The organism is Cohnella lupini (genome assembly GCF_003386205.1).
Classification (GTDB): domain Bacteria; phylum Bacillota; class Bacilli; order Paenibacillales; family Paenibacillaceae; genus Cohnella; species Cohnella lupini.
This window is the reverse complement of record NZ_QRDY01000004.1, coordinates 55923-68853: the sequence shown is the minus strand read 5'-3', so window position 1 is coordinate 68853 and position 12931 is coordinate 55923. Positions and strand designations below refer to the sequence as shown.

Annotated in this window: 8 protein-coding genes; 5 read left to right on the top strand and 3 right to left on the bottom strand. The window is 46.7% G+C overall.

What is annotated here, in order from left to right; all coding sequences use genetic code 11:
- Positions 1-76: 76 nt before the first annotated feature.
- Both DFP95_RS09325 and DFP95_RS09320 read right to left on the bottom strand, forming a co-directional pair.
- A complete protein-coding gene (locus DFP95_RS09325) occupies positions 77-1819 on the bottom strand; it encodes a sensor histidine kinase (protein WP_115992347.1) in 1743 nt (580 codons plus the stop codon).
- On the bottom strand, positions 1816-3399 hold the full coding sequence (locus tag DFP95_RS09320; protein ID WP_115992346.1) for a response regulator transcription factor: 1584 nt from the start codon (positions 3397-3399) through the stop codon (positions 1816-1818). The genes DFP95_RS09325 and DFP95_RS09320 overlap by 4 nt, the downstream gene beginning before the upstream one ends.
- 257 nt (positions 3400-3656) lie before the next feature.
- Between DFP95_RS09320 and DFP95_RS09315 the strand changes: the two genes are divergently transcribed.
- From DFP95_RS09315 to DFP95_RS09295, 5 genes are all read left to right on the top strand, one after another.
- Positions 3657-4625 carry an ABC transporter permease gene (locus tag DFP95_RS09315; protein WP_115992345.1) on the top strand — a complete coding sequence of 323 codons (969 nt, stop codon included), beginning with the start codon at positions 3657-3659 and terminating at the stop codon, positions 4623-4625.
- Between the two features lie 34 nt (positions 4626-4659).
- Positions 4660-5601 carry a carbohydrate ABC transporter permease gene (locus DFP95_RS09310; protein WP_425453262.1) on the top strand — a complete coding sequence of 314 codons (942 nt, stop codon included), beginning with the start codon at positions 4660-4662 and terminating at the stop codon, positions 5599-5601.
- A gap of 105 nt (positions 5602-5706) precedes the next feature.
- A complete protein-coding gene (locus DFP95_RS09305) occupies positions 5707-7371 on the top strand; it encodes an extracellular solute-binding protein (RefSeq protein ID WP_115992344.1) in 1665 nt (554 codons plus the stop codon).
- 106 nt (positions 7372-7477) lie between these two features.
- The gene (locus DFP95_RS09300; RefSeq protein WP_115992343.1) at positions 7478-9574 is read left to right on the top strand and encodes an alpha-galactosidase; all 2097 of its coding nucleotides are present in this window, start codon (positions 7478-7480) and stop codon (positions 9572-9574) included.
- A 37-nt stretch (positions 9575-9611) separates the two neighbouring features.
- Positions 9612-12170, top strand: coding sequence for a glycoside hydrolase family 97 N-terminal domain-containing protein (locus DFP95_RS09295; protein ID WP_115992342.1), 2559 nt, complete (start codon positions 9612-9614; stop codon positions 12168-12170).
- Between the two features lie 59 nt (positions 12171-12229).
- Here the strand turns inward: DFP95_RS09295 and DFP95_RS09290 are convergent, their stop codons facing one another.
- Complete coding sequence (locus DFP95_RS09290) at positions 12230-12928, bottom strand: response regulator transcription factor (RefSeq protein ID WP_115992341.1); 699 nt, start codon at positions 12926-12928, stop codon at positions 12230-12232.
- Between the last annotated feature and the right edge of the window lie 3 nt (positions 12929-12931).

Below are 12931 nucleotides of genomic sequence, written 5' to 3'. Positions count from 1 at the left end.
CTGACTCTATTATCGGGGGAACGGAAAGAGATAATCCATCCTAATATCCTCTGAATCCTATCGGAAAAGAACGATCTTACAGATGCTGTTGCAAAGGCAGCGTGATGGTAATTTTTGTGCCCAATCCGACTTGACTATGAATGGCTACCCCGTAGTTTTGTCCGTAAGCAAGTTGCACGCGTTCATGAACGTTCTTGATTCCATACCCTGCTTTCGATTCCGAGGATAGCAGTGCTTCTACTTGTTCGGAAGACATTCCGCAACCGTCATCTTCTACTTCAAGTAAGAGCGCAGGAACGCCGACGTGCATGGATTGGTATACTCGAATGGAGATTTCCAGACATTGATGATCATCATATATGGCGTGATTAATGGCGTTTTCGACAAAAGGCTGCAATAACAATTTTAACGTTTGATAGGTTGACAAGCTTTCGTCAACTTCCCAGCGTTCAATAAAGCTATCATCGAAGCGCATATGCTGGATGGCAAGATAGTGTTTGGTAAGGGCGATTTCTTTTTCCAGCGTAATATATTGATGCCCCATATTTAGCGAGGTTTGATAGAATCTTGCGAGATGGTTTACGATTTTGCTTACTTCGATATCATCGTTTTGGATGGCCAGAGAGGAAATACCCGACAGCGTATTATAAAGAAAATGCGGATTGATCTGGCTTTGCAACGCATAAAGCTCCGCATCGCGCTTGGCAATTTCCTTGACATACAGCGTATCGATCAATTCTTTGAGACGTGTGCCCATCTTGTTGAAATCCGCGCTTAATTGACCGATTTCATCCTTGCTGGAATCAGTGAGCAAGAGGGTGAAATTTCCTTGCTCCACTTGCGCTGCCTGACGGTTTAATTTACGCAAGCGGCGCGAAAGGTATTTGGCAATGACAATGATCATTAAGATGGATAAGACAAGACTAAAGAACGCAATGACAACAATTTGCATAGCCGTTTTACGAGAAGAACGCATGATTTCGTCAATCGGCGTGAGAGACACTGTTTTCCATCCATGATTCATAGTGTTATACACTAGCAAATTGGGATGTCCGTTTATGGTGACGACTTCTTGATTACTTGACAACTCGGGGCCGAGGGCTTCGCTGAACGACAGGTTTAAAAGCGATTTATCGGATGCGGAGATGATTTGATTATTTTCATTGAGTAAGTAGACGCTTTTGTTTTGCTCTTCTTTTTCGATTAGCTTGTAGAGTAATTCTTCATTGAGACCGATAGTCACCATCCCGTAAAATTGGCTTTGTTCGTTTAAGTTGAGTATACGCCCAAGATAGATCACGTTTTTCTCTTTATCGTCTTGAATAACGTTGCTGAATATATTGTTGCCGTATGATTGTTGTAATTGAATGAGGTACTTAATCGGTAAATTTTCAAGCGTGATATGTTTGAGAAAGAGATGATCCTCCGGAATCGATTTATTGTCTACATAAAGATTGATGCTGGCGATGTTGGTGTTCGCAGTCAGCAAGCTGTATAAGAGACCATCGATATATCGATAGGCTTCGAAGATAGAATAGTCATTTGTGTAGGTTTGCGTAAGATAAGATTGTAAGGTTTCATCCGTATAAATCATAGATGAAATTTGGCGAAGATTATCCAAATGAGCGTTTACGTTGCTGTTGATTTGTTGGTTGCTGCTAGACATATTTTCGTATGTCAATTCCAACAGCCGTTGCTCGGTACGATCATAGAAGAAAACCGTTATGAATATAAGAGGGATGATCGTGACGGTAAGAAACATGAGAAGTAACTTCTGCAGCAAAGACGAATTGTTGAAAAGCTTTTTCAAGGTTGTCATGCTCGTTGTCCCTTTTTCGCGTGCGTACGGTATTGGTTAGGGGTGAGTCCGGTACGTTTGAAAAAGACGGAGCCGAAATAGGAGGGACTGTCATAGCCGACTCGTTTGGCAATCTCATGAACTCTAATATTTGTTTCCTGCAGCATGAGGCAAGCATTATCCATGCGGATCTGAGTCACATATTCGATTAATGTTTTCCCGGTAACGTCTTTGAATATCGTTCGGAGATAGTTGGGTGAAAGAAAGATGAGTTCGGCCAGCGTATCGATCGAAATAACCTGTCCATAATTTTTTTGTATGATACTGCATACTTCATTGACGATCTCGATATGTCGATCGACGGGAGATGCTTCCAACTCGTCCATTATAATGCTCAGTATTTGCCGCATGTGCGTCTTCATGGATTGCATGCTTTCCATCAGGGAAAGGCGCCCGAAAAATTGGGAATCTTTCTCAATTATGTCTTGCAATTGACGGTTATTAGCCGCAACCGCAGACAGTACCGCATCAAAAACGGAAACGCTGTCAACAAAAACTTGACTGATATTTCCGCGTGGCAGACCGCCATCGTAAAAGTCATGGAGCCATTCTTCAACTTGGTCTCTACGATTTTGTTGTACGGCGGCAATCAAGTGTTCTGTTTTGGGAAAGGGCTCCTTGCGCCATTCGAATTGCATATTTTCCCAGTTCTTGTTGATAAGTCCGGTGCCGTGAATAGCAACCAGTTGATTGCGCATTTGCAGCATCTTTGGCCATTGTTTCGTAAGGGTGAGCAGCGATTGCGGGTTGTCCGTCAGGAACAGAGATATCCAACGTTGCGCGTTCGCGGACTGATTCCGCCAATGCGTAAACGCGTTGCCGTCCGATTCCTTCGTGACGAAAATCCATTGGCCATCGCGCAGCTTGGTCAGTACGCCCGGGGAAAAACTGGGCAGTCCGGCGATGAAAAATTCTAATCTTTCCAGGGTGGAGAAATCGCCGGAAGGCGCGTCGAATGTAAGCGTGTTCTCTGCCAACAGAGAATATTCGTCAATACTGATAAATACAAAGTAAAAAGTTTTGTTATCCGCGGGAAGATGCAAATGGTGGTTGTATACGGTAGTCACTTCGTCCGCTAAGCCGGAGAGCAGATTACCCCCGATTTGAAGAAGTTCGCGCAGGTATTCTCCCGACGTTAATAAGGTGGAATGGAGTCGGTTTTTCTGCTCTTCGCAGCGTTGAAGAACCGTCCTCATAGTGGTACCCAGTTCTTCGTGGTCAATCGGCTTCAGCAAATAGCCGCAGGCACCATGCTGCAGCGCGGCGCAAGCATATTCAAACTCATTGTATCCGCTTAGAAAAACAATTTGAATTTTAGGGAAGCGAGCGTGAACTTGTTTACAGAGCTCAATGCCGTCCATGACGGGCATTTTAACGTCGGTTATGAGAATATCCGGTTGCAGCGATTCTATTTTCTCCAACGCATCCCGTCCGTTGCAGGCAGTGGCAATGACACGGCAGGACAATTGTTCCCAATCTATATAACTAGCAAGAGTATCTAAAGTGAGCCGTTCGTCATCGACCAAAATAATATTGTACATAGATCCTCCGCCTCCCCGCGTAAAGGAAAACCCATTCCCATACCTAGCACAGAGTATAAGTTCGTATGTAAGTACTGTCAAATATAATGAGCTCGTTGCGAAAGTTCGTTTTTTACAGATATAAATCGGAGAATCGAGAGATAGCGAAAGAATAGGGGGATACCCTATGATGAACTCATAATCTATGTGCGACTGCTACCCAGCGACGTTAGTCGCGGTCAGTCGTCTCAAGAAATGGGATAGGAGGAGGCGGGAGAATGGAAGTTGAAGTGGATAGAAGCAACGAGAAAATGCCGTTTCTTAAAAATCCTACGATTAAAAAAATGGTTAGACAGCGATATTTTTATTTGCTTCTAATTCCGGGAGTGGTATGGGCAGCATTGTTTTCTTACGCTCCAATGGTTGGTTTGTACATGGCATTCGTAGATTATCAGCCGACTTTGGGGGATTTCTGGGGCTCTCTTTTTAAAGCCGATTTTGTGGGATTTCAGTGGTTCGACTACTTTTTTTCAGGACAAGATTTTGTGCGAGTGATGCGCAATACGTTGGTTTCGAGCGTGTTAACGCTGTCCATAGGATTTATTCTTCCTATTTTCATTGCAATAGCGCTGAATGAAGTAAGAATAAATTGGTTTAAACGGACAGTACAAACAGCATCCTATTTACCGTTTTTTATTTCATGGGTTGTTGCCGCAAGTATTGTCATTACTCTATTGTCGGCTGAAGGACCCGTAAATCAATTGTTGATGAAAATCGGTTTTGTAGAACAAGGCGTTTTGTTTATGCAGGAAGGAAAGTTGTTCTGGATCATCATTGCCTTATCGAATTCGTGGAAAGAAATGGGGTATACCTCCATTATGTATGTGGCTGCCATCGCGGCTATTCCGACGGAGCTATTCGAAGCGGCCAAAGTGGACGGCGCCGGTCGTTTGAAGCAAATCTGGCACGTTTTACTGCCAATGGTGCGGCCTACGATTATTATCCTCTTGATTCTAAACATCGGCGAATTGATGAATACCGGGTTTGATCAATATTTTTTACTGGGCAATTCTCTGAACAGGTCGTATTCCGATGTTATCGATACCTATGCGTTCCGTTATGGTATTCAGAATGGCATGTTCTCGTATGCAGCTGCCGTAAGTATGTTCAAAGCGGTAGTCGCGTTTATTCTGGTGATTACCGTCAACAATATATCCAAAAAAATGGGCCAAGCGCACCTGTTCTAAAGTTGTGCCTGCAGTTGGAAGGAGGAATAAGAAAATGAATAACGAAGTTGCGCGGTATAACAAGACAGGGGCTGCAAGCAAGTGGTCGCAGCGTTATACGATGGGAACCGTTACGGGAAATACGATCGTTTACGGATTTTTATTGGTATTGTTCATCGTTACGTTTTTTCCGTTCTGGCATATTCTCGTTTTGTCCCTGAATGACGCGTCCGACCCGACTTATGGACAATTTATGCTGTGGCCGAGCGATTTCAGCCTGGCCAGTTACCGAACCGTTTTGAAAGATGCGGAAATTCTGAATTCCATCATAGTGACGGTCGGTCGAACGGTCATTGGAGTACCGCTTACGCTGGCTTGCGTTTCCATGCTGGCCTATTCGCTTAGTAAAAGAGAACTTGTGGGCTGGCGCGGAATCAACTTGTTTTTCGTATTTACGATGTACTTCGGCGGCGGATTGATTCCCACCTATATGGTAGTAAAAAGCTTGAATCTTATCGACAGCTTTTGGGTGTTCATTTTTCCCGGGATCATGAGCGTTTTCTGGATGATATTAGTTCGCACCTACATGGAGGGTTTGCCCAAAGAAATGGAGGAAGCGGCACAAATAGAAGGTGCAAACGACATTCTGATTTTTCTGAAAGTCATTATACCCGTATGTACTCCCGTACTGGCTACGATCACCTTGTTTTCCGCCATTAATCATTGGAATTCTTGGTATGACTCTTATATTTACACCTACAATCCCGATTTGAAAACATTGTCGGCTGTCTTGGTGAAAATTCTGAATCAGTTCGAGACTAATGACATGTTAAGCGAGGCAGAGCAGCTTGCCAATCAACAGCGTAAGATGCCGGTATCCAGCGAGAGTATCCGAATGGCCGTTACTATGGTAGCTACGCTGCCGATCGTTCTTATGTATCCATTACTGCAGAAGTACTTCCTAAAAGGAATGCTTATTGGGGCAGTAAAAGGCTAAGCGATACCCATCATAAGAAAGTAAAGTATTTTCTCCATGATTCCGAAGCTCCGTCGGATCGGAACGTGGTTTAAATAAAGGCACTTCATTCAAGGGGGAAGCTCTATGAAAAAAAGAATCATCTTGGCAGGGTTACTTGCAAGCATTATGCTTTTGAGCGCGTGCAATACGGGAAACAAAAATTCGGGTAATAACCCATCCGAAGCGGCATCAAACGCAACATCGAACGCAGCATCTAACGAAGCATCAAGCGAAGCATCGAGCGAAGCGCCGAAGGAACCCATTACATTGACTTTGTTCGACAAAAACGTGGGCGATCCGTTTACGAATCCCGTAGCAAAGGAAATCACGGATCGTACAGGCGTGTTTATCGAGATTCAGCAACCTACAGGTAATCCGGACGAGAAACTGAATTTGATGTTAGTAAGCGGAGACTTGCCCGATATTGCTCTAATCGACAGACGCGAAGCTACCATGAACAAATACATTGCCGGCGGAGCTTTTATTCCGTTGAATGATTTGATTGACCAGTATGCGCCGAATATCAAGGCGCGTTACGGCGACGTGCTTTCCAAAAGCGTGTACGAGGATGGCAAAAATTATTATTTGAACAACTGGTACGGCTTGGATCCGAATCCGAACTGGGCAATCAATATGCGTATGGATATTCTGGAAGAGTTCGGATACGGCGAGCGCGCCAAGGCCGGAGATTCCTTTACTCAGGAAGAATTTTTGGATCTGCTTAGAAAATTCAAAGCGAAGTATCCCGATGTTGATGGAAAACCTTCCATACCGATGACAGTGAACGCAGAACACATGCCTACTATCATTGGTTCATTCAAGGCGATGTACGGGATGAAAACGTATTACGAGAAAGATGGCCGTCTTGAATTTATCGTAAGAGATCCGCGCTACTTGGAAATGATCAAGTACATCAACAATCTCTATACGGAAGGCTTGCTTGACCGTGAATGGGGAATCAACAAGGCTCAGAATTATGCGCAGAAGACGGCTAGCGGACGCGTGTTCGCAACGGCGGGCGGCGTCGTGAACGAAGCCAACACGGCATTCCGAGCTGAATTAGGCGAGGATACGAATCATCTGTTCTACGCCTTCAAAGTAACGGCCCCGGGCGTTGATCCGCAAAAGACAACATACGGGCCACGTAGTTCTTTGGGCTGGGATGGCGTCGGTATTACGGTAGCGAATAAGCATCCGGTAGAAACGATCAAATTCTTGGACTTCCTGGCAAGCGAAGAAGGCCAATATTTGTTGATGTGGGGTAAAGAAGGAGAAAACTGGACCATGGAGAACGGTGTCCATGTACCGAAAAAAGAAGCGTTGGATGCCATGAGCGCTGATTGGGCGGGATTCTCGAAAACAACGGGCGCGCGCAAATGGACATGGATGATTCGTAATGGATTGGGCGAAGACGGTACCGCGTATGACTTAATATTCGGTTACCACAAAGATAACGTGAATCAACATGCGCTGAAATCAATGGAAGGTTCGTCTTGGGATACCGCGCTGTATGATGATCTGGGTCCTAAGGCAGGATCGCCTGACGCATTGAGCGAGCAAAAAATCAAGGATATTATCGACAATAGCTTTTCCGCGATGGTGTATGCAAAGTCGCAGGATGAAATTGACGGTATGTACAAAAAGATGATTGCCGAATTAGATGCAAACAGCGCAGTGAAGATTGAAGATATTTACACGGCCAACTACAAGGTTCGTATGGATTTGTACAATTCCGCGGAAAGCAAGTAAGCATCTAGCAATCCTAAAGAGCATCGCTTTTGTTACGGGGCAGAGTGCGACAAGCGTACCCTGCCCCGTGTATTTTCAGAGCCGAAATCATTCGAGGAGACACAAAATGGCTATTATTATTGGAGAGAACAACGTCTTTTTGTTAAACACAAAAAACTGTTCGTATAGCATTAGCGTAGATCGGGAAGGGCTGCTGCGGCATCTTTATTGGGGCTCGCGCATAGATACGATCGAAGATTTCAAAAATGAGCCTTATGTATGGGAGCAGGGTTTTCATTCCATCTATGATGTGAAGAGAGAGGAATGCTCCTCTTTCGGAACGATGCGTTTCAAAGAAACTTCTTTTAAAGTCGCTTATGCCGATGGTACGAGAGATTTTCGTTATCGTTATGCGGGGCATACGATCGAGAAGGACGAGCTGACGATAACTTTGGAAGATACGGAGTATCCGCTTCAAATGTGCTTGCACTACAAGGTGTATGAAGACGTGGATATCATTGAAAAGCGTCGCACGGTAAAGAACTGCGGCGACGAAGTCGTTTCAATCGAGCGCCTGCATTCGGGAGAGTGTTCGTTGCCCGGAGTTGGTTGGAATCTGAAAAATTTCAATGGCATGTGGAATTCCGACTTCGATGTATTCGAGCAAAGAATAACGGGCGGAAAAACGGTGCTGGAAAGTCTGCGCGGCGCAACGGGTCATGTGGCGAATCCCAGCTTTATTCTGTATCAAAATGCGGGAGAAACTTATGGTGAAGTCTATTATGGCGCGCTGGCATGGTCGGGGAATTTCAAAATCGTATTGGAGCAAACTCCGTACGAGTATTTAAATATTCTGGCCGGCGTCAACGATACGGACTTTGAATGGCGGTTGACGGCCGGGGCAACTCTGGAAACGCCGGCTCTATATCTAGGATATTCTCCGGACGGATTTGACAGAATGTCGAATGCAATGGGTGAATTTGCTAGACGATATGTGATGCCGCAGCCTATGGCAGGTAAGCCTCTATCCGTTCTATTTAACTCCTGGGAGGCAACGTATTTCAATGTGAATGAACAAGCGCAGCTCCAACTCATAGAGAAGGCCGCGCAAATCGGCGTGGAGCTATTCGTCATGGATGACGGATGGTTTGGACAGCGCAAAGACGATCACGCCGGTTTGGGAGATTGGCAGGTAAACGTAGTAAAGTTTCCTAACGGACTGGCACCGCTGACCCGCAAGCTGAAGAGCTACGGAATGCGATTCGGTTTGTGGATCGAACCGGAAATGGTCAATCCCGATAGTGAATTGTATCGTGCGCATCCTGACTGGGTCTATCATTACGCAAGTCGTCCGGTGATGGAAGGTCGCTACCAGTATATGCTGGATCTTACTAGGCGGGATGTACAAGATTATATTATCGGAGAAATAGATCGATTGCTTAAGGAGAATGAAATCTCCTATATCAAGTGGGATATGAACAGAGGGTTGAGCGAGGTTGCTTCCGCCTTATTGGATCGCAGTGAATTTAAGAGCATTTGGTACCGGCATACGAAAGGGTTCTACCATATTATCCAGTCGTTGAGGGCGCTGCATCCCGAGGTAGAGTGGGAAGCTTGCGCAAGCGGCGGCGGTCGAGTAGATTATGGCGCGATGCCTTATTTCGACGAGTTCTGGCCAAGCGATAACACGGATCCTTTGGATCGTTTGTCTATTCAAGAAGGATATAGCTATCTATACCCGATCAAGTATATGCGCGCCTGGGTTACCGATTCCGGAAATAACGGAAAACGCGCTATGCCGCTGTTGTTCCGTTTGCATATCTCCATGTGCGGAGCGCTTGGGATTGGTCTCAACTTGAACGAGTGTACGGAAGAGGATTCTAAACTCCTGGAAAAATACGTGGCGCTCTATAAAGAAATTCGTTCGATTATTCAGTTTGGGCAGTTACACCGCTTGGCTTCGTTGCCGGTGGACGGATTGCAGGCCGTGCAGTATGAGAATGGGGAAGAAAGCGTATTGTTTGCCTTCTTGGATCACCCCTCTCGTTGGCGTACGACATTTTCCGTACGTCCAAGAGGATTGGATGCGACAACTTGCTATCGGGTAGAAATAGAAGGGCAGCAACAGCAGAAATATTCCGGCGCGTTCTTGATGAACAATGGTCTTTCTATTTCATTAAATCATGATTACTCAAGTTGCATGGTGCGTTTGTTGCCGGAATAATAAATTACAAAATACGAATGGACAGGGGATTGCATCTATGTGGAAACTTTATTCGCCTAATCATGCCGTTTGCATTACGGTTCGTGAAAATGCCGAGAAAGAGTTAGGGTACGCCGTCGAGCGCAATGGCAAAGCGGTAATCGAGCAAAGCAAGCTCGGATTCGAAAGCGATTTGCAGAATTTCACGAAAGGCTTTCGATTTATAGAGGAAGCACGTACCGTTGTCGACGAAACCTATTCGTTACCGGCGGGGAAAAAGGCGGTTTATAGTAACCATGCGAATGAACTGACGTTACGCTTTGAATGCGGAGCGTATACGTTCGTACTATGCGCGCGTGCTTATGATGATGGTGCTGCTTTCCGCTATCAAGTGCTGTCTGACGTAGAGAAGCCTATGCAAGTCATTCGCGAAGCAACGAATTTCAATCTGGCGGAGACCTACAACGACTTATGGCTGCAGCATTTGCAAAGCAGCTATGAAGCAACGTATGACCATACCCAATGGGAAGACAAAGCGGGCAGGGATTACGGCATGCCAAGCTTGTTCCACGCCGAGAACGGCGGTTGGGTCATGCTTACGGAAGCACAAGTCTATAACACGAACAGCAGTTATTGCTCTTGCCACTTGCGCGGAGCCGGCGGTCGCAGTATGTCTTTGGAGTTCGCCCCCGAAGAGATGGGAAGACCGCTCTCCTGTAAGCTGCCGTTCTCCTCTCCTTGGCGCGTCATCGTGGCGACGGACGATTTGAACGAGATGGTTAATACGACAATGAACTATAACTTGAATCCGCCTTCCACGATGGAAGACACGAGCTGGATCAGACCGGGGCGTTGTTTGTGGGGTTGGTGGGAATACATGAATAGCGCGCAGCTGTACACGGAGCAAAAACGTTACGTGGACTACGCGGCAGGGGTCGGATTCGAAGGTCTCACCGTGGACGCGGACTGGGATATTACGTGGTTAAAACAGCTGTGCGATTATGCCCATTCGAAAGGGATCGTCGTATGGTTGTGGAGCGCCATGCAGTATATCGATACTCCGGAAACGGCGCGGGAGAAAATCGGGTTGTGGGCAAGCTGCGGAGTAGACGGACTCAAGGTGGACTTCTTCCAGAACGATTCCCAGATCACGATGGGGCATTACGAGATGATCGCCAACGTGATGACCGAGCATCGGTTGATGATTAATTTCCATGGCGCGACCAAATGCATGGGCGAAGGACGCACATGGCCGAATTTTATGACGGCGGAAGGGATATTGGGACTTGAACATCATATGTGGAGCTACTTGCCGAACGCCGAGCACAATTGTACGGTTCCGTTTACGCGCAATGTGGTCGGTCCGATGGATTATACGCCGACCGGATTCTCGAATAAAAACCGCAATACGACGTTAGCTCATCAGATGGCGCTTTCGGTTGTATTCGAATCGGGCGCAGCGCACATTGCCGCTTCCATTTATTATTTGGAAGCATGGAGAGGGACGGATTTCCTGCGCCGCATGAAGCCCGTCTACGATGAAGTAAAGGTGCTGTCCGGATATCCGGGTCATCATGCAGCCATTTTACGCCGCTCCAAAGAAGAATGGTTGATCGGCTGTATCACGAACGAAGCGATGATCGTACGTCTGCAAATGGATTTCCTGCCCGAAGGCGAATTCGTGGCCGAAGTTTACGAGGATGATTCGAGCGGCGAAATGATGAAAGTAAGAAGCTTCAAAGTGACTAGCGAGACTGTGATTGAACTTCCGCTTAAGAAAAGCGGAGGCGCCGGCATTTATATCGCCAAAGAGATTCTACCATTGCCAAAAGGGATTGAATCCGGCTATATGAGCGCTGCAAGATCGGAATATTTGGCGCAAGAGGCACAAACGCGGCAAGGAAGCGAGCCTGTCGTATATGAGAACGATCAGCAAGCCGTATTGCTGACTTTGAACAGCCGTCTTGTTTTTTCGGTGAAAACAACGGCCGAGCCGCAAACCATAAGGCTGTTCTACGCGGCGAAGGAACCTTGGAAAGTGCGTATTAGCGATGGAATCAACCAAGTGGAAATGGATATTCCGCAAAGCGGATCCGTTAAGATATTTATGACGAAAGACGTGGTATTCCCTTTCTCAGGCGGCGAGAACGCTTTGACCATCGAACGTATTGCAGGATCCGTGCCCGCCTTGGAAAAAATCCATATTATCGATAATAAACCGCGGCCGGAATTGTATGTTCCTGTGGGACAAGGCATCTTGAGCGGCGGCGCGGAATTCGTATTGGATGCGTCGGGCGAAGAAAAGGTTACAGGTCTTGGCAACGGAGGCGAGCTTAAGTTTGATTCCATTACGCTGCCGAAGGATGGCTATTATTTGATGCGCTTCGAATATTGCGCGGGGGAAAGCAGAGACCTTAGCGTAGAAGTGAATGGAGGAGCCCACACGTACAGAACGAATTTACACACCACGGACGGCTGGGAATTCCCGACTTGGAGTATCAAGGACCAGCGTGAAATCCGCATCCGGATGCAAGCGGGCAAGAATACGTTGCGTCTATACAATGATCAAGGTCGGGCAGCTCATATCTACGGCTTGGCGATTACGGCAGATGACTGAGATTGGATATCGTTGAAAATGTTGCACCAAACAAAGCATCCTCGGGGGGCGAAAGCCTCCTAAGGATGCTTTGTTTTACCGGCAACCAGCATATATCCGGCCCCCCGAATCGTAATGATTCTCTCGGGATTGGCAGGGTCGGCCTCGATTTTTTTGCGCAGATTACTGATGTGTACGGCGACCGTTCTCGTATCCTCCAGACTCTCCGTACCCCAGATGAGCTGAAACAACGCATCGACGCTGACGACGCGATTAACGTTTTGTGCCATATAGGACAGTAGACCGAACTCTTTTTTCGATAAAAAGATAGTTTCGCTACCCACGTTGACGGACTGTGCGTAGAAATCCAGCGTCAAACCCGGTAACTCCAGCAGTTGTTCCCTTCTGCCCGTCGACACTCTGCGAAGATGAGCCTTGATCTTGGCCATGAGTACTCCCGGACTGAACGGCTTAGTCACATAATCGTCTCCGCCATAGGATAACGCGCTGATTTTCACCTCGTCTTCCTCGCGACTGCTCAGAAACACGATCGGCGCATTCGTGTAGCTGCGTGCGTTCCTGCACCAGTCAATGCCGTTTTCGTTAGCCAGCAGTACATCCAATACAATCAAATCCGGCTCGAAAGACGCAAGCAGCTTCATGGCTTCCGTCCCGTTATGACTGTAGGCGGAAATGAAACCCTCCCGCTCGCAATACACCTGAACAATCTCGCATATATGGGGATCATCATCGACGATCATTATTTTGTGCGTATCCATCTC